At 46.1% G+C, this 22933-nt stretch carries 16 protein-coding genes and 2 tRNA genes; 8 read left to right on the top strand and 10 right to left on the bottom strand.

The window, feature by feature from the left end; translation table 11 throughout:
• Positions 1-66: 66 nt before the first annotated feature.
• Positions 67-891 carry a phytanoyl-CoA dioxygenase family protein gene (locus tag ACLHR0_RS30585; RefSeq protein WP_436491581.1) on the top strand — a complete coding sequence of 275 codons (825 nt, stop codon included), beginning with the start codon at positions 67-69 and terminating at the stop codon, positions 889-891.
• A gap of 115 nt (positions 892-1006) precedes the next feature.
• Here ACLHR0_RS30585 and ACLHR0_RS30580 read toward each other — a convergent pair whose 3' ends face one another.
• From ACLHR0_RS30580 to ACLHR0_RS30565, 4 genes are all read right to left on the bottom strand, one after another.
• A complete protein-coding gene (locus ACLHR0_RS30580) occupies positions 1007-3496 on the bottom strand; it encodes a hypothetical protein (RefSeq protein ID WP_436491580.1) in 2490 nt (829 codons plus the stop codon).
• Between the two features lie 611 nt (positions 3497-4107).
• Positions 4108-4193, bottom strand: a tRNA-Leu gene (locus ACLHR0_RS30575).
• A gap of 17 nt (positions 4194-4210) precedes the next feature.
• Positions 4211-4283, bottom strand: a tRNA-Gly gene (locus ACLHR0_RS30570).
• A 116-nt stretch (positions 4284-4399) separates the two neighbouring features.
• A complete protein-coding gene (locus ACLHR0_RS30565) occupies positions 4400-5233 on the bottom strand; it encodes an RHS repeat domain-containing protein (protein WP_429050434.1) in 834 nt (277 codons plus the stop codon).
• Between the two features lie 143 nt (positions 5234-5376).
• Between ACLHR0_RS30565 and ACLHR0_RS30560 the strand changes: the two genes are divergently transcribed.
• The 3 genes from ACLHR0_RS30560 (at position 5377) to ACLHR0_RS30550 (ending at position 7812) form a co-directional block, all read left to right on the top strand.
• Entirely contained in the window at positions 5377-6357 is a 981-nt protein-coding gene (locus tag ACLHR0_RS30560) for a DUF3667 domain-containing protein (protein WP_436491579.1), read from the top strand.
• Positions 6358-6366: 9 nt separating this feature from the next.
• Complete coding sequence (locus ACLHR0_RS30555; RefSeq protein ID WP_436491578.1) at positions 6367-7146, top strand: enoyl-CoA hydratase-related protein; 780 nt, start codon at positions 6367-6369, stop codon at positions 7144-7146.
• Positions 7147-7287: 141 nt separating this feature from the next.
• The gene (locus ACLHR0_RS30550) at positions 7288-7812 is read left to right on the top strand and encodes a hypothetical protein (protein ID WP_436491577.1); all 525 of its coding nucleotides are present in this window, start codon (positions 7288-7290) and stop codon (positions 7810-7812) included.
• Positions 7813-7853: 41 nt separating this feature from the next.
• Here the strand turns inward: ACLHR0_RS30550 and ACLHR0_RS30545 are convergent, their stop codons facing one another.
• On the bottom strand, positions 7854-10139 hold the full coding sequence (locus tag ACLHR0_RS30545; RefSeq protein WP_436491576.1) for a Tex family protein: 2286 nt from the start codon (positions 10137-10139) through the stop codon (positions 7854-7856).
• 251 nt (positions 10140-10390) lie between these two features.
• On the opposite strand from ACLHR0_RS30545, the gene mazG reads away from it, so the two are divergent.
• Both mazG and ACLHR0_RS30535 read left to right on the top strand, forming a co-directional pair.
• Positions 10391-11161, top strand: coding sequence for a nucleoside triphosphate pyrophosphohydrolase (gene mazG / locus ACLHR0_RS30540; protein ID WP_429050430.1), 771 nt, complete (start codon positions 10391-10393; stop codon positions 11159-11161).
• A 22-nt stretch (positions 11162-11183) separates the two neighbouring features.
• Positions 11184-15005, top strand: a complete 3822-nt coding sequence (locus ACLHR0_RS30535; protein WP_429050429.1) for an ATP-binding protein — start codon at positions 11184-11186, stop codon at positions 15003-15005.
• 470 nt (positions 15006-15475) lie between these two features.
• On the opposite strand, the gene plsX is transcribed toward ACLHR0_RS30535, so the two are convergent.
• From plsX to ACLHR0_RS30520, 3 genes are read right to left on the bottom strand one after another with little or no spacing between them, the layout of a single operon-like run.
• Positions 15476-16438 carry a phosphate acyltransferase PlsX gene (gene plsX, locus ACLHR0_RS30530; protein ID WP_370907995.1) on the bottom strand — a complete coding sequence of 321 codons (963 nt, stop codon included), beginning with the start codon at positions 16436-16438 and terminating at the stop codon, positions 15476-15478.
• 52 nt (positions 16439-16490) lie between these two features.
• The gene (rpmF, locus tag ACLHR0_RS30525; protein ID WP_079473289.1) at positions 16491-16685 is read right to left on the bottom strand and encodes a 50S ribosomal protein L32; all 195 of its coding nucleotides are present in this window, start codon (positions 16683-16685) and stop codon (positions 16491-16493) included.
• Positions 16686-16697: 12 nt separating this feature from the next.
• On the bottom strand, positions 16698-17240 hold the full coding sequence (locus ACLHR0_RS30520) for a YceD family protein (RefSeq protein WP_370907994.1): 543 nt from the start codon (positions 17238-17240) through the stop codon (positions 16698-16700).
• A gap of 245 nt (positions 17241-17485) precedes the next feature.
• On the opposite strand from ACLHR0_RS30520, the gene ACLHR0_RS30515 reads away from it, so the two are divergent.
• Positions 17486-19900 (top strand): PAS domain S-box protein, encoded by a 2415-nt coding sequence (locus tag ACLHR0_RS30515; RefSeq protein WP_436491575.1) that lies wholly within the window; start codon positions 17486-17488, stop codon positions 19898-19900.
• Here ACLHR0_RS30515 and ACLHR0_RS30510 read toward each other — a convergent pair whose 3' ends face one another.
• Complete coding sequence (locus tag ACLHR0_RS30510; RefSeq protein WP_370907992.1) at positions 19901-20779, bottom strand: fructosamine kinase family protein; 879 nt, start codon at positions 20777-20779, stop codon at positions 19901-19903.
• Between the two features lie 15 nt (positions 20780-20794).
• Here ACLHR0_RS30510 and ACLHR0_RS30505 point away from each other — a divergent pair, with 15 nt between their 5' ends.
• Positions 20795-21877, top strand: a complete 1083-nt coding sequence (locus ACLHR0_RS30505; RefSeq protein ID WP_429050426.1) for a DUF3810 domain-containing protein — start codon at positions 20795-20797, stop codon at positions 21875-21877.
• Between the two features lie 6 nt (positions 21878-21883).
• Here ACLHR0_RS30505 and ACLHR0_RS30500 read toward each other — a convergent pair whose 3' ends face one another.
• Positions 21884-22831, bottom strand: a complete 948-nt coding sequence (locus ACLHR0_RS30500; protein WP_079473296.1) for an arginase — start codon at positions 22829-22831, stop codon at positions 21884-21886.
• Positions 22832-22933 lie beyond the last annotated feature (102 nt).

Genomic DNA, 22933 nt, shown 5'->3' with positions numbered 1-22933 from the left:
TAATACTATGGGCCTGCAGGTATTTGCCTGGTGTGCCTGATATTTTTCAAAAAAAGTTGCAGATATATGAACACGTTACTCACGCAAAAGCAGATTCAATCTTATCGGGAAGATGGATTTTTATTAATTGAGAACTTTCTTAACCAGGAAGAACTTTCCCATTGGCGGCAGGTTATTATGGAGGCCGTTGAACAGAGGGATGGCAGGAAAATGCCTGGTAGTGATAAAAAAATGGGGGAAGACGACGGGATCAATAAGGAAAGTGAATATTTTGGAAAGGTGTTTGACCAGATGATTAATATCTGGCAAACAAACGATGCGGCAAGGCAGATTATGCTTGATGAGAGATTGGGCAAAATGGCCGCAGAATTAGCAGGGTGGGATGGTACCCGGATCTGGCATGACCAGGTGCTCATAAAACGTCCCTGGGCGAATCCTACTTCGTGGCACCTGGATACGCCTTTCTGGTCGTTCACCGATAAGAGGGCACTATCAATATGGGTAGCTTTAGACGACGCTACAAATGAAAACGGTTGTCTGTATTTTATTCCCGGATCTTATCATGAAACCGGTTTTGAAAACCAGGGTATCGGGAAAAATATGGATGCAATATTCCAGGTTTACCCACAGCTTGCAACTAAAAGCGCTGTTGCTGCACCCATGAAGGCGGGTAGCTGTTCTTTTCATAATGGTTTAACGATACACGGCGCAGGAGCCAATATGACCAATGGCTTCCGCAGGGCGATGACCTGCGCTTATATGCCTGATGGCGCTAGATTTAACGGCATAAAGAATATATTAAGTGATGCGCAGGTAACCAGGTTGAAAGTCGGGGATCTGCTGGATGATGATGCACAGAACCCGCTGATTTATACAGCCGGGGTTCAATAGGCCCATCAGGTAATGCTGATTCAAAGTACATTCCATAAACTGTGTAAAACATATAAAACCGGGGTTCTTTCAGGGCCCCGGTTTTATATGTTTATGTTGGATTGAAAGGAGGAGCTTAATGAGATGTTTTCCTGATGGAAAAGTTAACAGGCATACTACAATGTTTATTCAGGGAAATGCTGCCATTGTTATTCGCCTGAAGCCGGGTAATATCTTTGTTTGTTACTACTTCATATTTTGAGCCTGATTGCAATCCATTAATGGTGAATTGATAGTTGCCGTGTGATGAAATAGTCCATGCAAATACATCATTCTTCCACGAAGTAATTTTCATGTCAATACGGTTGCCCGGATCTGCACGAACCAGGAGTTGCGCAGTATCTTTATTACCAGGGTAGAACTTAAGCGTGTTCCCGCTTTTATCCGCACCAAAAGGTTCGCTGCTTTTTACAGAAAAGCTACCGGTGCTCATTAAATAATCATTAACGCTCAATTCAAGGTGATAAACGGTATGCCTGTGGATATATGAAAACTTCGTTCCGTTCAGGGTTTCAAGCATATTGGGTTCCAGCCCCATCCTGTTCCATTTTGGACGAAGGCCGTAAATATCCTGGTATAACGCTGTAATGCTGGTACAGATGCCAGCCAGGATATCATCCCCTAGTCCAAGCTGGGTTGTTCTGCTGTAGCGCTGGGAAGAGAGTCCGTCTTTTTTATACTGATCAAGGAGATGATTAATGAATTTAAGCGCAATGTGCTTATCATATTTCACGTAGGCGTTGATACCAAGATATCCCCATGTGGGGAATATATCCCCGTTTTCATATTTAGGGAAAGGCCAGTTGCCATCGCTTGCCTCTTCTCTTTTAAAGGAATCGAAGCAAAGCGGCCAGTGAAACAGGTGTTCTGCTGTTGTTCTTTGTTCTATTTGATCAAGAATGAGTTTTATGCGTTCCTTGTCGTCACATAATCCAAAGGCAATGGCAGCAAAATTTACAGGAGTAACCAGGTTGTCGCCATGAATGGTGTTGTCTTTATCACGCCAGTACACATACTGTTGTTTGGCCGGCGACCAGAAGCCGCCTTCATCAACCGGCCTATTAAATGCACTTTTAAGACGGGCGGCTATCGCTGAATAATGGCCGGCCATTTTATGATTGCCTAAAATCGTTTCACATTTGGCCCATAGCGTTAATGCTTCGTATAATTGCGCATTTACAAAAGCATTTTCAAAGCTTGCCCAAACAATGTCTAACCAGTCGCTTGCCTTTTTTTCCGCTACGCCGTTATTCATCATTTCATAGATCCCGTTGTTGTTGGAATCCCGTTTTATCAGCCAGTCCAGCGCCTTTTCACAGCTTGCTTGATGTGCACGCAGCCATTGCAGGTCACCATTCAACTCAAACAGTTCGCTTGTATTGATCACATAGCCCGTTTGTGAATCAATGGTATATCCCCACATGGCTTCATAATAGCCTGTTTGCGGGTTATATGTGCCGGGAATTTCATCGCCGGGTACATTATGCCAGCGGGATAACACACGACCGTCGTTTAACATCGCCTGATCTCTTTCCTGGTCCAATGTTGCACCCAGGTTTTTTATATAGTGTGGATCATTCAATGCCATCCCGATCTGCGCAAAAAATGGCTCATGGAGACATTTCCAGTTGGTGAGCCAGCCATTTGCGCCTACTATATTGTTGTCTACCACGCCATACCGCCCGGTTGTATTTAAAAGCTCGCGTACTGCTGTTGCATCAATACCGGGAAGCGTTCCTCTTGCATATTCCTTATTGTAATCAATGTATTGTAGTTCCAGGCTTAGCTTTACGCGTCCTTTTTTTACCTGGAAGGGAGCAAATACATCGTACTTTTGTGATACGAAGCGGCTCAGGTGATGGCGTTGCTGCAAATCGGAATCAGTTAGCAATTGTGTAAAAGTGAACTCGCCATTTTCGCTGTGGGAATATTTTGAAGCCATTTTATTCGCGCTTCCTGGTTGAGGCGATATCCTTAACGCATCTCCCGAATCAGCATTCCAGAATGTTACGCCACCGGTATGAACGCCATAGGTATCGTTAATTTGTTTTAGGTATTTGCACCAAACCATCCCGCCGTTATCAATAATTCCTCCTTTCCAAACGGATAGATCTGTAAAATTCCATTTTGGAAAGGCCATGTCTTCCAGGTCGGTTGTTGTGCTATAGTTGCGGGTAATATCCCAGGTTATTTTATCTCCTTTGCTGGTAAAGTCCCATGTTTCTTTAATTTGAAGCGCCCCGGTTCCGTAGGTGATACCACTTAGCGATATGCCTTTCGGGGTATTTGTTATTTTAATATCGCCTGTTTGATCAGCAGATGAGGCGGTTCCACTTCCTGCAGTGATACTGGTGTATACACCCGAAGATGATATCGTATTTTTATTTTTCAGGTTTACCTGTTTAATAATGCATCCCTTTGAATAGTCGATCCTGATGGAAAGCTTTTGATCAGGAGTGGTAATTGTAATTATTTTGGAAGCCCGGTTGTGTAGGATACCATTTTGTGAAAAACATAGATCGGGGATCAATATGAAACTGATAATAATTGCCAATATTCGCGTCATAAACGGGATAGAATTGAACACCGGAAGCCCACTGGCATAACAGTGCTGGTAAAGATTGTTTGTAAAAATTAATAGTATCCTTCGGTTGGCCTGCCTGCACCAGCTAATTTACGTCCGAATATTAAGAGCGTTTTTATATGAAAGCGTTTTTTATTTGCACTTTTTGCCAGTTGCCGGCTGCCTGTATTGTGAGGTGTTGATGTGCTACTCCTATGACAGCAGCCTATTCAAAAGGTAGAAATAAATATTATCTGTATTACAGATGCCAGCATCATAAGAGCGATAATTTTCCAGGTGAGAAATTGCATACTATGATGGAGGACATTATGGAGCTTTTAAGTTTTTCTGAAAAACAGGTGGACCATTAGTTACTGAATGCAAGGACGGGCTAAAGGACCATTTCAAGGAAAGTTTAAAAACACTAAAAGTAAGGTAACAAGAAAGTAATCTTTAATTAAGAAGGTGTTCAAACATAATCTGGTGTTTAAAGAGAGGCTATATCGAACCGCTACTATCGAAGGAGTCTTCAGGTTTAACTCATTGATTTTAAAAGAAAAAGGTCTCATCGATTTCGATGAGACCTTTCCATCAGAAGTGTCACTTCTGCATTGTACCCCGGAACGGAGTTGAACCGTCACTCGCATTGCTGCGAACGGGATTTTAAGTCCCGCGTGTCTACCAATTCCACCACCAGGGTCTGTAGGGAATAATCAGAGCGAAAGACCGGGCTCGAACCGGCCACCCCGACCTTGGCAAGGTCGTGCTCTACCAAATGAGCTACTTTCGCGTTATTAATAAGAACTTTTTTTGTTGGGATTGCAAAGATAGGAATCTTTTCGAAGCTGCAAAATTTTTTTAACGTTGAATTAAAATATTTTACGAATGCCTTTTTTTTAAACTGCATCAGGGATTCAGCTCATAGCCGTATTTCACCATCCCTAACAACTCTTTCCCTTTGCCATAGCACGTTTCACTCAAAGGTAATCCATTCGGCTGATATTCATACTGCCAGATTGTATACGACGACGTTTGTGCGTTAACGGTAGTCATCTTCACCAGCTTTCCCTGTGCATTATACTCAAAAATATAGTCCGGTAACATACGCTTCTTCGCAGGCTGATAACGGTACACATCTGTGAGCCGCCCCGCCTTGTCGTAGTTATAATAGATCTTCGTCCCACGACGCGTATCCAGCTCTTCAATCACATTCCCCGCACTGTCGGTTTTAAACGCTACCACCGTGGAGTCGCCGCCCTTACGCTGTATCAACTGCTGTAACCGTCCCGCCGTATCATAACGGTACGTCCGGCTTTCATCAAAACGAAGCTTACTATCTCGCGCAATGGAAGTGCTGCTGATATATTGCAGCCGCCCCCCTTCGTCGTAACGGTACTGCGTGGTAGTCACACTTGCACCGGAACTGTCTACTGTTCTGGTCAACTGCCCCTTCGCAGAAAACGTAGAAGTCATAGCCGAATAACCGGTGGAGCTGGACTGAGTCTGCGCCCTCATCTGCCGGTACGTGGGATTCAGGTTGCGTTCACAACGGAAGTCCCGGTCCGGCTGCATATCTGCATCCAGCGTCAGCACCTGCTGCGTTTTTACCTTGTTTTCCTTTAGCAGCGCCATAGTCGCTACCGTTTGCTGCGTGTTGTAAATGTCCTGGAAGTAATATTGACTAAAACCCCTGGCCGCAAATGCCAGTATACTCAGTGCCAGTAGGATCGTTTTCTTCATGCCCGTAAAATCGCTGATTTTTGAATGTTCAAAGGTAAAACGCAAAAATCATATTAAAATTTTTTAACCGGACCTTATCCGGCTATAATTCGTCATTTCTTTTTTATCTTGCCTGCTGTTACAACCAAAAATATCTAAATCTCTTGAAATCACAACCTTTACGTAAGGAGAAAAATTGCCTGAACTGCGGCACAGAAGTCCCTGAACGGTATTGCACACACTGCGGACAGGAAAATACCGTACCACATGAAACATTCACCCACCTGGTTAAACACTTCGTGGCAGATATCTTTCATTACGATTCCCAGTTCCTCACTACCCTCAAATACCTGCTTTTCAGACCAGGATTCCTTTCCCGGGAATATATGGCTGGCAAAAGAGTACGCTACGTCAACCCGATAAAATTATACGTATTTATATCCTTCGTTTTCTTTTTTGGCCTGTTTACATTGCCACATGGCAACGAAAAGGAATCCGGCGAATTCGTTACGGAACGCCCCCTGGCCCAGGTAAACAACGGGGATAACGTAAAAACAGGCATTGAAACCCTGGACCAGGCCCTCTCTGATTCTTCTCCCACCAGTATAAAGAAGAATATGAACCGCTATCATACCGTGGAAGAATTTGATGCGGCGCAACGGCAATTGCCGGACTCGGCACGCCTTCACGGCGCAGAAAAGTCGGTATACCGGCGGATTATCGGCGTGCGCCAGAAATATGGAGAAGACTCCAAAAAGGCCATTATTGAAATGTTCAACCATAATGTGCCCAAGTTGATGTTTGTCCTGCTGCCGCTTTTTGCCCTGTTCATGACATGGATGTACCGCAAACAGAAAAAATGGCTGTATGCCGACCACGCCATTTTTGCCATCCACCTGCATTCCTTTAGCTTTATTATCGGCCTCACTGGGCTTCTCCTGGAATTTATTTTCCATAACGATATCTTTATGACCATAGGCTGGTGGATCATCTTCATTTACCTGGTGCTGGCGCTGTGGAATAACTACCGGCAAAGCTTCAGGAAATCCCTGCTGAAAGGTATTGTACTGAGCATAGCTTATGGCATGTCAACAGGCATCGTATTCCTCATCTACATTTTACTGATGTTTATGATATTTCTTTAACTTTAAAAGATGCAACCGGAATTTATTATCATACACCAGCAAGTGGCGCCCTATGTTGCCCACATCCAATTAAACCGCCCAAAAGAACTGAATGCATTAAACCTGCAACTCATGAGCGAACTGAGAGCCGCCCTCAAAGCCCTGGATGCGGACGATGAAGTGCGGGTAATCGTTCTCAGCGGCAACGAAAAAGCTTTCGCCGCAGGCGCCGATATTAAACAAATGGCCGGGAAATCGGCCATAGACATGTATAATATCGATCAGTTCAGTACCTGGGACACTATCAAAAAAATAAAGAAACCCATTATAGCCGCCGTTAGCGGCTTCGCCCTGGGCGGCGGCTGCGAACTCATGATGCTCTGCGATATGATCGTAGCCAGCGAAACAGCCCGCTTCGGACAACCGGAAATAAAACTCGGCGTAATGCCTGGCGCCGGCGGTACCCAGCGCCTAACCCGCGCTGTGGGAAAAGCCCTCGCCATGGAAATGGTGCTCACCGGCCGCTTTATTACGGCGGAAGAAGCACTCCGGGCCGGACTTATTAACCGTATCGTGCCCGTGGAACTGTTCCTGCAGGAAGCCATAAAACTGGCTGCGGAAACAGCCGCCATGAGCCCGGTAGCCCTAAAAATGGCCAAAGAAGCCATTTTAAAAACTTTTGACACCAGCCTGGAAGAAGGATTACATTTTGAACGTAAAAATTTTTATCTTCTCTTTGCATCTGAAGATCAGAAGGAAGGCATGCAGGCGTTTATTGAAAAAAGACCTCCTGTATTTAAAGGCAAATAGCCCGGAACTTTATTGAAAACCATTATTTTTAATATGTGACTTGTTAACCTTCCACTGATAAATAATGCTGTTAACTGCCGGGAAAAGTGGTACCCGGTAGTTGTTGTTCGCCCCCTTTAGTATCACAAAAAAAATTTAACCATGAGTGCGAGAAGGATTCCTGTTGCATCGCTTTTATCGCTCACTATCTGCGCGTTTGCATGTAATAGCCCCGCCCAGAAAGTAAGGGCGATTGTACTGGCCGACCAGTCTAACCTGCCACCTACCGATACCATGATCGCTGGTGGCGATACTATCCAGACAGACATGGTCGCTTCCTGGAACAGTTTCCTGCAATTCGATGGCAAATACGCCATGGAAAGCAGCCTTTTTGAAGCCGAGCCACTGAAAAGCAGGCTTAACGCACTGATAGGTAAAGCCCGCAAATCTTTTTTTGAAAGATTAAAAGTAACGCCACCCATAGAAGTGGAAAATAAAATACTTTTTAACGAAGGATATATGCCCGGAAAATCAGGCTACGATGAAGCTGTTATTGCCATAGATATGGACCGGGACATCATTTATATCGGCTTCACTGTGAACAGAAGTCTCATGCTCTTCAGCGAAAAAGGAGATACCGACTACCCGGAAAAATTCCTGCAGTGGATGCAGAAATATGAACGCTGAAAGAAAGAAGGAAGACCACCGGCCTTCCTTCTTTCTTTATCTTAATTATCAAACTTATTCTTCAATGCGGCCAGCTTAGCCTGGAAGTCGTTCAGCGGCGCCTCTTTAGCGGCCGGCTTATTCACCTTCTTCTGCTGATGCGGCTGCTCGCCACGGGACTCCCTTCTGGCTCCCTGCTGCTGGGAACCGCCGCCACCGCCTTTCTCGTTGTCTTTCATCGATAAGGAAATACGCTTACGCGCCACATCAATTTCCAGTACCGTCACCTGCACTTTCTGATTCAATTTAACCGCTTCATTAGGATTGCTGATAAATTTATTGGAGAGATGGGAAATATGCACCAGCCCATCCTGCTTTACACCAATATCCACAAATGCACCAAAAGCAGTAATGTTGGTCACCACGCCCGGCAACACCATCCCCGGCTTCACATCTTCCATCTTATGAATGCCTTCGGCATATTCAAAAATAGAGATCTCGTCGCGCGGATCACGGCTAGGCTTAGCCAGCTCCTTCAGGATATCTTCCAAAGTCAGTAAACCTACTTCGGCACTCACATAATCCTTCGGGTTAATTTGCTTGCGCAGCTCTTCTTTGCCCATCAGATCCTGTACAGTGCTGTGTTGTTTGGCCGCCATTTCCTTGATCAGGTCATAACGCTCCGGATGCACCGCTGAATTATCCAACGGGTTATCGCCATTCTCAATACGCAAAAAGCCCGCGCACTGTTCAAACGCTTTATCTCCCAAACGGTGCACTTTCTTCAGCTGCATACGGTTGCTGAATGCGCCGTTTTCTTTACGGTACTTTACAATGTTCTCCGCAAGGGAAGGGCCCAAACCGGAAATATACGCCAGCAGGTGCTTGGATGCCGTATTCAGGTTCACACCCACATTGTTCACACAGCTCACCACCACACGGTCCAGGCTCTGTTTCAACGACGACTGGTTCACATCATGCTGGTACTGTCCCACACCAATAGCTTTCGGATCTATCTTCACCAGTTCGGCCAGCGGATCTATCAGCCTGCGGCCAATGGAAATAGCGCCACGCACTGTTACATCATGCTCCGGGAACTCCTCACGGGCCACCTCTGAAGCAGAATATACAGATGCGCCACTTTCATTCACCATAAACACATTGATCTTTTTGCCAAAATCAATCTTCTTCACAAACTCTTCTGTTTCACGGCCCGCAGTACCATTGCCCACAGCAATAGCTTCGGTATCATATTTAGCTGCCCACTTCTTCAGCAGGGCTTCTGCATCATCTCTTTTGTAATTTTTTTCCAGCGGGAAAATAACATCGTTGTCCAGCATATTGCCCTGGTTGTCCAGCGCTACTATTTTACAACCTGTCCTGTAACCCGGGTCAATGGCAATAACGCCCTTTGGTCCCAGTGGCGCTGCCAGCAACAGCTGCCGCAGGTTTTCCGCAAATACTTCGATTGCTTCCTGGTCCGCTTTTTCTTTTGCAGCCGTCCGGAACTCATTCTCCAGGGAAGGACGCAGCAAACGCTTGTAAGCATCTGCCGCCGCTTTGGTTACCTGTTCTGCGGCCTTGCCTTTACCTGTCACAAATTGTTTGCTGATCAATGCATTGGCATCTTCCTCTACCGGCGCAATAGAGCTGAACAGGATACCCTCGTGCTCCGCACGCAATATTGCCAGCACCCGGTGAGAAGGCATCTCCCGCAGATCTTCTGAAAACTCGAAATAGTCTTTATATTTATCGCCTTCGGCTTCTTTTCCTTCTACTACTTTAGACGTTAGCTTGCCGGTATTGGCAAATAACTTACGCAGCTTATCACGGCACTCCGCGTTTTCATTGATCCACTCCGCAATAATATCACGTGCCCCTTTCAACGCCTCTTCAGACGTAGCTACCTGCTCATTGATAAATGTTTCCGCCGCCGAAATATCACCGTCCTGCTGCTCAAACAACAGGGTAGCCAACGGTTCCAGGCCTTTCTCAATGGCCACTGTGGCACGGGTTTTACGCTTAGGCTTGTAAGGCAGGTATATGTCTTCCAGCTCTGCCAGTACCCAGGTGTTTTCTATTTTGGATAATAACTCAGGCGTCATTTTTTCCTGCTCAGTGATCGTTTTGATAATAAAATCACGACGGTCATCCACCTCCTTATAACGCTTCTGCAGGTCTTCAATACGGCCTATCTGCACCTCATCCAGACTTCCCGTTACCTCTTTACGGTAACGACTGATGAATGGAACCGTTGAGCCTTCAGATAACAGGGCCATGGTGTTTTCTGCCTGTTTACCGGAAATACCCAACTCCGATGAAATAAGCGCAATGTGTTTCGGATTCATAAATCAATACATTTTGGGATTTTTTGATTGCCAGATGCCGGTTTTGTAACCACAATAATTACAAAAATTACCATCTCCAAACCATGAAATCGCTACCATTTAATAGCTCGCAAATGTAACTAAAATGGCCTTTTTACCAAGAAAAAGTATTCCCCATTTTTACACGTCCGCATTTGGTTCTCCGGACCCGTTCCTGCCCGGAATCATCTATGAATATTAAAATCCCCAAATGATCCCTATTTTTACAAAATATGGAAAAGACAGCTACATTTGATCGCCTCCTGCAGATCATGGACGATTTAAGGGAAAAGTGCCCCTGGGACCGCAAGCAAACCATTCAAACGCTTCGTCAGCTCACCATCGAGGAAACCTATGAGCTGGCCGATGCCATCACCGATGAAGACTGGAAGTCCATCAAAGAAGAACTAGGGGATATCCTCCTCCATATCGTGTTCTACGCCAAAATAGGCTCTGAACAGCAAAAATTTGATATAAACGACGTGATAAACGGCGTATGCGATAAACTCATCCACCGCCATCCGCACATTTATGGCGATGTAAAAGCCGATACGGAAGACCAGGTAAAACAAAACTGGGAAAAGCTTAAACTGAAAGAAGGTAAAAAATCCGTGCTCAGTGGCGTTCCCCTGTCGCTCCCCGCGCTTGTAAAGGCCATGCGCCTCCAGGAAAAAGCCAAACAAACCGGCTTCGAATGGGATAATACCGCACAGGTGTGGGATAAGGTAAAAGAAGAAGTAAATGAACTGGAAGCAGCAGTGAGCAGCGGGAATATAAATGATATGGAAGATGAATTCGGCGACGTGATGTTCTCTTTGGTGAACTATTCCAGGTTCCTTAATATCGACGCGGAAAATGCCCTCGAACGCACCAATAAAAAGTTTCAGCGCCGCTTCCAGGCAATGGAAGTACTGGCACTGGAACAGGGCCGTACCCTCAACGATATGACCTTAACGGAAATGGATACACTCTGGAATAAGGTGAAAGCCACAGAGCAATTATAAATAGTTCCTTAATACACCCGCATTGATCGATACTAAAGAAATACGGCTTTTTTTCCTGCGACATGGCTATCTCCTGATCATTGCAGCCTGGTTGTTTACCTTCGCTTTCCTGTTCAGTAACTACTGGTCGTACTACTCGTCCCCGCAAGGCGTGAAGCGCAGCATGGAAAAGAGTATCCACCAACGCGAAAAAACATTCGAAAAACTCGTTAAAGATACCGGCCTCACCGCCTCCCTCCTCCGGCGCAGCTACGACCAGAAAACACTGGACAAACTTACCGGCATGGAGTACTACCTCTTTGCCTACGATTCCAATAACACCGGCATCTGGCTTACGTTCTGGAATACCAGCCAGGTACAGCCGGAAGAACTGCAAACGTCACTGGAAAACGGCGAGCGGTTCATGAAGCTGAAAAATGGCTATTACGAAGTCATCACCCGGAGGGTGAAATCAGCCCCGGGCCACGCCCAATACCTGGTGGCAGCCATTCCCGTCCGCATGGAATATGCCATTAAGAACAACTACCTCGTCAATCACTTTTATGACAAGGAAGAACTGGGAGAGGAGTACAGCATCCTGCGGGAACAACCCGCCCTGGTGGTGCCGGAACATATTATCCTGCCGGTAAATAACGGGCAGGAACAAACGCTGTTCTTCCTCGATTACAACACCGGCATGCACGTACACCCCTCCAACAACCTGAGCATATTGCTGCGGGTGCTGGGCTGTATCTGCGTACTGATATTCCTCAACCTCTTTGCCACCCTGCTGGCAAAAAGCACCAACCCGCTGTATGGCTTCCTGTTCCTGTTCCTTATCGTGTTCGGTATGCGGGTGCTCAGCTACGTATACCCGTTTCCGTTTAACCTGAAGGAACTCAATATCTTCGATCCCAGGATCTATGCAAAAGATGAAATCTTTTACTCACTCGGCGATCTGCTGATCAACGTATTACTCACCTTCTGGATGGTCCTCTTCTTCCGGGAACACGTAAAAACTATCAACCCGCCGGTGCTCAAAAAAAGATGGGCGCAAAGCGTGGTGATCATCATCGCCAGCCTGATCCTCTATATCGTGGAGCAATTCCTGGCAGACCTCATCCAGAGCCTTGTAATAGATTCCAAGATTTCTTTCGATGTTACCAACCCCTTCAGTCTTACAGAATACAGTATCATCTACAGCATTATCGGCTTCATGGTACTGGGCTTTATATCTTTCAGCTTTTTGTTCTTCTCCCAGATCATCAACTACCTGCTGAATGAACTCACCAATTTCCAGTACCGCACCAAATACATTTGGCTGGCGGCTGTAGGGATCATCTGGCTGCTGTTCCGTATCCATAACCCCGAACTGCCGTTTTCGGTTACAATGGTGATCTGGCTGCTGATTTACATCGTGCTGCTCGACTTTCTCGCAGATCGCTTTGAAAGCAGTATGGCTACCGTACCCTTTCTCTTCTGGCTCTTCCTGCTCACCATTACCACCTCCGGCGCACTGGTACATTATAACAATCATAAGGAGCTGTATGCCCGTCAGAAGCTCGCAGAAGACCTGTCCAAGCAAAAGGATCCTTACCTGGAAATGCTGCTGAATGATATCGGTAAAAAGATAGAACATGATGAGGCCATCCAGTTTTTTTTCCAGGACCGCAGCAGCAGGATCCACCGTAAGTCGGCGTTCGACACCCTCCTCCTGCCCAAATACTTCCAGGGCTACCTGAGCCGCTTCCGGGTGAACATTTATGCATATGACGAAAACGGCGCCTCCCTGTTTTCTTCGGATACCGTTAGCTTGTTAACTTTTAACCGGCAGATATTTACCGAATCGGAAGCCTCTCCTGCACTGGTGCCCGGCAACGACCTGTATTATTATGAACGCAGCTTCAACGACTACAGCTATATCGCAAAAAAAGAGTTTCACAACGCCAACGGAGAAGTTACCGGCTGGCTGGTATACACCCTGGCGCCAAAGCCGGTAAGCAGCGAACGGCTTTATCCGGAACTGCTGGTGGAAGGGGATATGAGCGATCCGGGCCGCGAATACGCAGGCGCTTATTCATTTGCCGTATATGATAAAGGCATTCTCGTAAGCAATAACAATGACTTCCCGTTCCCGGTCCGTTTATATGCGCATGAACTGCCAGCCGCAGATGTTACCGTAAAATCCATCAAAGGTTATTCAGAACTGATCTACCGCGCTACCCCCGAAAAAGTAGTGATAGTGGTAAAGGAAAACAGGATGTTCGTGGAATTCATCACCCTGTTCGCCTACATGTTCTGCCTGTTCCTGCTCATCATCGCCGTATATAAAGCATTCGACCTGCTCATCAAAGCAAGAATGCGGATCAGCAACCTCCGGGCACTGATCAATATCAGCATCCGCAAAAAAGTACATGGCACCATCATCTTTGTTGTTATTTTCTCCTTCCTGATATTGGGTATCACCACCATCAAATTCTTTATCTACCGCTCGGAAATGCAGAACCGGGAAAGGCTCAGCAAAACCATGAGGGAGGTATCGAAAGATGTGGAAAAGGTATTGGAAAACCAACGCGACCTGGACCAGGTAGGGGATATGTATGATTCAGAACTGATGAAAAAGCTGTCGGCCTCCCTCTCGGATATTGCCAATGAAAGGGCCCTGGATATTAATATCTACGACCGTGATGGCAACCTGCAGCAAACCACGCAGCCGATGATGACCGATAAAGGTTTAATCTCCACGAAGATAGATCCGCAGGCCTTCTACAGCTTATACCGGTTGGAACAGATCCAGTTTATCCATACAGAATACATTGGGGTGATGCCGTTCCTGTCGGGTTACATGCCGTTGCGCAATCATGATACACATGAAGTGATCGCCTACCTGAACGTTCCTTATTTCGCCACACAAACGGAATTGAACCAGCAGATCTCCAACTTCCTCGTGGCCCTCATCAATTTCAACGCTTTCATTTTCCTCATTGCGGGAATGGTGGCGTTGCTGATCACCAATTCCATCACCCGCTCGTTCTCGCTGGTAACAGAAAAGCTCCGGCACGTAAACCTGGGTCAGCGCAACGATGAAATAGAATGGGATAAAGATGATGAGATCGGCGCGTTGGTAAAAGAATACAATAAAATGGTGCGCAAGCTGGAAGTAAGTGCGGTACGCCTGGCTAAAAGCGAAAGAGAAGGGGCCTGGCGTGAAATGGCGCGGCAGGTAGCCCATGAAATCAAGAACCCGCTCACACCCATGAAGCTAAGCATTCAATACCTGCAACGCGCTATCGCCGGCGATTCTCCCAATGTAAAGGAGTTGTCGCGCAAAGTAGCCGGCACACTGGTGGAACAGATTGAACACCTGTCTAATATTGCGTCCGATTTCTCTGCCTTTGCCCGCATCGGTGAACCCAACAACGAAGAATTCCTGCTCAATGAAGTATTGTATTCCCTCACCTCCTTGTACCAGGGGCATGAAGATTGTGAAGTTACCTACATCCAACCCGCACACGATTTTTATGTATTTGCAGATAAAACCCAGATGAACAGGCTATTCACCAACCTGTTGCTGAATGCCATCCAGGCCATCCCCGACGACCGTAAAGGACAGATCGTGGTACGGCTGCAAATGACGTCCGACAATCACGTGATCGTGAGCGTATCCGACAACGGCGAAGGCATTTCCACAGAGATTCAATCCCGCATTTTCGTTCCCAACTTCACCACCAAGTCGTCCGGCACCGGCCTCGGACTGGCCATGTGTAAAAACATCGCTGAACAGGCAAGAGGGGAGATCTGGTTCGAAACGAAGCTGAACGAAGGCACTACGTTCTACGTAAAGCTGCCACTGCAAGGGCGCTAATGCAGCGGGTTTTGTCTTTCTCAGGATTACGCTGATTATATTGATTTTAAGGATTTGAACACTTTTGATTTTAAAAGATCGGGGAGATATGAGCGAAGATTGCTGCGAATTTTGTCTTTCTCAGGATTACGCTGATTTTACTGATTTTACTTTTTAGATTTAATAACTGATTAAAATATTAGGGAGATATGAGCGAATATATCCGCTTATATCTCCCTGATCTTTTTAAAATCCAAAAAAATCCAAAAAGTAAAATCAGTAAAATCAGCGTAATCCTGAGAAAGACAAAATTCGCAGCAATCTTCGCTCATATCTCCCCGATCTTTTAAAATCAAAAGTGTTCAAATCCTTAAAATCAGTATAATCAGCGTAATCCTGCTCCAAGACAATTTAAAATCGCCGAAGGCGATCGTATACGCAAAAAAAACGCCCTGGAATACCAGAGCGTCTTCAAAATAATTTCTTGCTGTTTACTGCTGTTGTGCGTCGTCTTTCGCTACAAAGCTTTCTTTAATTTTTTCCAGCAGTTTACTTTCGATCATTTGCTGCGACAGTTGTATCATGTTTTTAAAGGCAGTTTCCTGGGAAATACCATGACCAATAATTACTGGTTTGGAAACGCCTAAAACGGGAGTACCGCCATATGATTCAGAGTCAAATTTCTTCATGTAGTCATCCTGGATATTACGTCTCAGCGCAATTTCATGGAATGATTCGGCCATCTTAAGTACGATGTTTCCGGTAAAGCCTTCGCATACAATTACATCTGCTTTTTCGGAGAGGATATCCCTTCCTTCAATGTTGCCGACGAAATTAATTTGTTTGCTTTCTTTTAACAGCGGGTAAGTTGCCTGCGCAAGCAGGTTGCCTTTGCCTTCTTCTTCGCCGATATTCAGTAAACCAACTTTAGGATTGGGTACCTGAAGAATATGTTTGGAATATAGGGATCCGAGAAGGGCAAATTGTGCCAGGTTTTCAGGTTTGCAGTCGGCGTTGATACCTACGTCAAGCAAGAGGCCGTACGTGCCGTTTTCACGGGGTACCAGAGTAGATATAGTAGGACGTTGCACTCCCTCTATGGCTTTAATGGAATAATAGGTGCCCACCATCATGGCGCCGGTATTACCTGCGCTGATGAAAGCATCTATTTTTTCATTCTTCAATAAATGAAAACCGATAGAGATGGAGGATTGTGGCTTCTCTTTCAGCGCCTTGGTAGGGTGTTCATCCATCCCGATTACCTGGGATGAATGAACAACTGAATATTTTGATTGGTCCAGCTGTGCGGCTGCAATTAAAGGAGCTAACTGTTGTTCGTCTCCAATTAAAACCAGATGCACCTCAGATGCAACAGTGTCTAAATATAATTTTACTCCTTTTACTGCTTCTGTGGGAGCGAAATCGCCACCCATCATATCAAGCCCGATTCTCATGTAACTCAAGGTTTGTTCTTGTTAGCTCGGGTAAAAATAGTAAAATAATTTATTATTTAGCTGCGCTCTGTTTTTCCAACACTACTTTTCCTCTGTAGTACAGTTTGTTTTCCACCCAATGAGCACGGTGTCTCAGGTGCACTTCACCGGTTGCGCTGTCTGTGCTTAATGTATCCGCTACCGCCTTATAATGCGTTCTTCTCTTTGCTGATCTTTGCTGAGAATGTCTGCGTTTAGGATTTGGCATTTTATTTAATTTTTAATTGTCCTTAAATTTATCCAATCCTTTCCAGATTGGGTTATCGTTTTCTTTTGCCTGCTGGTTCATTTGCTCCAGCATTTCAATCACTTTCGGATTACACCCGCTTTTGCCGTCCGCATTGTCGGGATGTATACGTTGCATTGGAATGCTCAGATGGATGAACTCGTATATAAATTCTGCCACGTTCAAATGGCTCTCTGTCTTCAGTATATACGATACATCCGGATCTTCTTCTCCACTTGCCAGCTCTTCCGGATTCTCCACCAGCTTTACTATCTGGTTAAAATCATCCCATAGCTGCATCTCAAAGGGCTCTCCACACCGGTCGCAGGTAACGGTTACCTTACCACCTATCGCAAATTTCAGTAAGAAGAAGTTACTCTTCTTGTCTAAAGTGAGATTTACACTCACCTCACAATCACTGAAATCCCTCGGCTCCTCGAAATTATCAAAGAAACGCTCCCCGATAGCATAGTGAAATGAATGTTCCCCTGGGTTTAATCCAACAAAGGCTATATCAAATTCGCGGAGTGGTTTCATATCAATATCCTCACTTTTAGAGGGATGCAAAGGTAATTAAATATTTGCAATTGCAAAAATTTCATAAATTTGTTCACCAACGATATCTTATTTATATATATATTTATATCATAAAATATCAGCCATATTGATGTTGTGGCATCCAGGCGTGAGGCGCAAAGGTACGTAATTAGCTTTTATCTTATACCTGATTTTCACAATTCAACGAATTTATTGAAAACCCGTATCCCCATTCCATCAAAACGATGAAGGCCACAGGAAAATACAGTAAGAAAATAACTGGTAGTACCGGCGTGCCATTAAATGGCGCACCGGACCTCTTTTCCCTGCCCATAACCGCCTGGCTCAACAGCACCAGCGCAGGCCTGCTCGTGACCAACGAAAAGCACCGCTGCATATGGGTAAATGACATATTCAGCCGGTATATGGATGGAAATATCCCCCTGAACTGCTCATACCCTGAACTGATCCGCTACCTCAAACCAATGGTGGCCGATTATGTGCCGCTTGAAGCCAAAATGAAATCCCTCCGCCGGGAAAAAAAGCCCTGGTTCGGCTGGGAAGTGCCCTTCCGCAACGGCCACATCTGGGAAATTAACTACCTCCCCGTATTTAACGGCGAAATTTTCAGTGGCAGCATCTGGCAGGCCATCGATATCACCCGCCGCCACAATGTCCAGGAAGAAATAAAACGCAATGAGGAAAAATTCAGGGTCATCCTCAATAATCTCAACGCCGCTATGTGCGAAACCGACGTAAAAGGCAATATCACCCGCGTATACGAAAGCTTTTGCCGCCTCTCCGGCTATAACGAACAGGAACTCATCGGCAGGAACATCACCGACGTTTTTGTACCGGAAAACAACCGCGCCTTCGCCCGCGCCCTCCGCAAAAAACGCCTCGATGAAAATGTACCCCTCGTATACGACATGGAAATAAAGCTGAAAGATGGCTCCAATCGCTGGATTCTCGCCAGTTCCACCAATATTTACGACCGCCACGGCAACATCACCGGCGGAGCAGGCATCCACATGGATATCACGGATCAGAAAAAACTGCAGCAGGAACTGGAAACAGCCCGCCGCCAGGCAGAAGAAGCCCAGCGCGCCCAGAAAGATTTTCTCGCCAGCATGAGCCACGAAATCCGCACACCGCTCAATGCCATCATCGGCATGGCACACCTGCTGGAAGAAACCCACCTGGACCCGCAACAACAGGAATATGTCAATATCCTCAAAAATTCCTCCGGCATACTGCTGGGCATTGTCAGCGATATTCTCGATATTTCACGCATAGAAGCCCGCGAAATACAGGTTAACCAACGCGAATTCAACCTCCGGGAACTGATCCAGTCATTACGCAACACTTTTGAACTCAAACTGGGACGCCGCCCCGTTAAAATAACCGCCGAACTGGACGCTGCGCTCGATACCTGGCTTATTGGCGACGATGTACTACTGAACCAAATACTAATCAATTTGTTAGGTAATGCAGAGAAGTTCACCAACGAAGGTATCATCGCCATTACCGCTACCCAGGAAAGCTGGCAGGAAAATAAACTCTGGATACGCTTCCGGGTATCTGATACCGGCATCGGCATCAAAAAGGATAAACTGGAACTCATCTTCCGGAGCTACAAACAGGCAGAAGGCGATATCCGCGAGAAATACGGCGGCACAGGCCTGGGACTCGCCATCGTTAAACAACTGGTGGAAATTCAGGGTGGTACCATCACCGTGGAAGAACTCCCCGGCTTTAACACCTGCTTTAGCTTCAATATCCCCTTCCTGGATAGCCGCCGGCCACTCACGGCAAATGCCGGTAAACTGAGCAGGAAATTATTGCAACGCTCATTTGAAGACGCAAGGGTACTGGTAGTGGAAGATAACCAGATGAACCTGCGCTATATCATGAGCCTGCTGGAAAAATATAAGATCAACTACCAGCTCGCCACAAATGGCCCGGATGCCACCTGGTTCCTCGAATCAAGGCAATACGACCTTATCCTCATGGATATCCGTATCCCCGGCATGAATGGCATGGAACTGGCACAAAAAATAAGGGGAGATGAGGAACAACCGAATGTGGCCACGCCGGTAATCGCCACCACCGCCGTAGCAATGGAAAGCACCGCCACCATGGCAAGGGCCGCCGGAATAACAGATATACTCACCAAGCCCTATACACCGGATCAGCTATTACAGATTTTTAATAAATATCTCAACGAAGACGAAACAGAACTAATAATGGAAGAAGTGCAGAACTTAAGCGGATTTGAGTTTAACAACGATTTGGATGTCAAATATCTCACAGATCTCTATGAGAGCAATATTTCCTATGCCGCAGACCTCTTTGAAATTTTTATCAGAACCATCCGGGATGAAATCACCAAACTACAGGTAATGGTGGATAACCACGAATGGGAAGCCATGAAATTCCAGGTACATAAACTAAAGCCGAATTTTGCTATGGTAGGCCTCACCTGGATCAGCGCCAAAATGCAGGAACTGGAAAATTATCTGCGCGTCAACCAGGAACTGCACAGCACAGAAATCTGCCGGCTTTTTGATGAAATTCGGGAAGATGTAAACCGCTATTATCCGCTCGTGGAAGAAGAATATGGCAAAATGCGCGACTTTATCGATTCCCCCGGCGAATAATCAATACGATTGCAGCACCTCTTTCATGCTGTTGTAATAACTGCCGCCAAATAAGATGAAATGTACCATCAACGGGTATAACTGGCAAATGCCTATCCGCTGCTGCCACCCCGGCTGCAATGGAAAAGCGGCCTGGTACGCATAATAAAACCGCGTGTCAAAACCACCGAAAAGCCGCGCCATCGCCAGGTCTATTTCCCTGTGACCATAATACACCGCCGGATCAAAAACACTGGCCCGCCCGTTACTCCCCACCATAAAATTACCTGACCATAAATCACCATGCAGCAACGCCGGCGCCTCTGCCGGGAATATCTGCGGCAACCGCCGGCACAACCGCTCTACCTGCTGCACCAGCTGCCGGTCTACCAGCTGCTGGTCATAAGCCATTCGGATCAGTGGCAATAAACGGTTAAACGCATAAAACACCGGCCAGCTGCTGTACGGCGTATTATACTGTTTCAAACTTCCTATATAGTTGGTACCCGCATACCCGTAATGAGGCCGCGTTACACGATGCTGCTTCGCCAGCGAAACGGCAAAGTCGTCCCAGAAATCAGCTACAGCCTGCCCCTTCGTCAAAAACTCCTGCAACAGGTAAGCCCTTCCGTTCACACTCCCGTAACCCAGCGGTCTGGGCGTATGCAGCGCTTTGGCAGCCTGCAACTCCAGCAACCCCGCATACTCCTGCTTAAACATATCCGGGTACTTCCCCGCATCGTTCATCTTGATAAAAAAATACCCCTCGTTGGTGCCTATACGAAAAGATTCGTTAATATCGCCACCATGCACGCTTTTTGCATCATTAATATGTATTTTTACTTTCAAATGTTCGGAAAGTGCTGCGCTTAACTGTTTTTGTAGAATTTCATCTATCATGTTCCGCCACATTATATGGAGACAAAAGTCCGGATTAAAAAGAAAATCGTCCGTATTGTACTAACACTTACGGCTATACTATTGTTAAAAGGATTATTCGCCTGGAGTAACCGCTTCAGCGATTTCTACTTCCATAGGTGGTACGATTGGAGTAGTTTGGCGTTCAGACAAGTAACAGGTATAGTTCCATTCAGTATTGGCGATGTAATATATACTGCCTGGATTATCGGAGGAATACTCTATTTGTTAAAACTATGTTATAAACTCATCCGCGCACGCTGGGAAGCCCTGGGTTTTCAACTGCTCCGCGGTGTTCAGTTCCTGCTGAGTGTGTATCTCGCCTTCCTCGTGCTATGGGGTTTTAACTACGAACGCAACTCACTCACCCGCGATACACACCTTGTTACCGGCACTTATAATACGCAACAGCTTTATCAATTATCGGATACATTACTGCAACTCGTCAACCTGGAAAAAACCAATACCGGCGATACCACCGGCACTATGAAAACAGATACCACCGGCAAACCTGTTTTTGAAAGAGCCGTCGCCGCTTACGACGCAGCCGCCAAAACCTGGCCAGCCCTGCGTTATAAAGCACCCAGCATAAAACCGGCTATGTTCGGGCACTGGCTTAATTACCCCGGTGTTACCGGCTACCTTAACCCGTTTACCAACGAAGCACAGGTCAATACCACCGTTCCGGATGTATTGCTGCCATTTGTTTCCTGTCATGAAATTGCACACCAGATAGGGTATGCACCGGAAGAAGAAGCGAACTTTGTAGGTTACCTGGCGGCAACCAGCATTCCGGATAGCCATTTCCGTTATGCCGCCAATTTTGATATGTTTCTTTATAGCGTCCGTCAGCTCGCCCTCCGCGATACCACCCTCGCCCGCAACATCTGGAAAAGGGCGCTTCCCGGCGTAAAAGCCGACTATAAAGCGATCATCGATTTTTATGAACCCTATACGGGAAAAGTAGATGCGTATTCCTCCCTGCTGTACGACCGCTACCTCAAAGCTAATAAACAAGAGAAAGGGATCCGCAGCTACAGCGAAGTCACCGGCTGGCTTATCGCCTACTTTAAATTATAACAAACATCAGTTCATCATCAGCACATTCACGCTGCGCTGTAAAATATTAAAGGCAATTTCTGCCATCAGGTTTTCACGGTCAAGTGTAGGGTTTACTTCAGTGATCTCAAAACAACAGATCTTACGGTGCTGCATGAACTTGGCAATCAGATCCTCCGCTTCCCGCTCCCTCAGTCCATTACTTACCGGCGTGCCGGTGCCCTTGGAAATGGAAGCATCCAGACTGTCCACATCAAAAGAAACATAGATGTACTCACAATCACTCAGGTAACGGAACACGGAACGGGAAATATTTTCCGGCCCTTTCCGGCGTACTTCACTGGTAGTGATCACCTTCATACCATATTGCTTGATCAGGTAATCTTCTTCTTTCTCATAATCCCGCAGGGAAATAAATACAATATCTTCCGGAAGTACCTTCGGCGCTATTTTGCCAATGTTTTTTAAGGCATTCCACATTTTGGCAGTATTCTCATCCAGGTCATGCACCTTGCAATCCATATTATCTTCCGCAATAGCCGTAGCCAGCGGCATACCATGCATATTACCGGAAGGGGTGGTATAAGGCGTATGCAGATCAGCATGCGCATCTATCCAGATCACGCCCAGCTTGGCTTTGGGATGTGCCATCTTCAGGCCTGCAATCGTTGCGCCGGCAGTACTGTGGTCGCCGGAAAGCAATACCGGGAACCAGTTTGCTTTCACCGTTTCACATACACTCTTGCTGATACGCTCGTACATGTTAAAAGTGCCTTTGATCCTTTTGGCATAGGGCGATTCAATAGGTTCAAACAATAGCTTATTTTCCGTTTCAATGGCCTCGGTGGGAAAGTGTACAAAAAAGTTGCTCATAAAGTCCAGCGCAGCAATCTTAATAGCATCCACACCCAAACTGGCGCCACGCGTACCTGCTCCTATTTCCGATTTTACTTCTATTATTTTAATATTCTTCATAAAAATAGCATTACAGGCAAGCTACAGGATTTTATGTGAACGCCCAAAGCAGCAGAACGTGTAATGGTGAAAAACTTGTATATAATATCTGAATCAAATCCA

This window comes from Chitinophaga sp. ARDCPP14, from assembly GCF_051362515.1.
Lineage (GTDB): Bacteria > Bacteroidota > Bacteroidia > Chitinophagales > Chitinophagaceae > Chitinophaga.
Note: the sequence above shows the minus strand (reverse complement) of the source record. Positions and strands in the feature narration are given on the sequence as shown.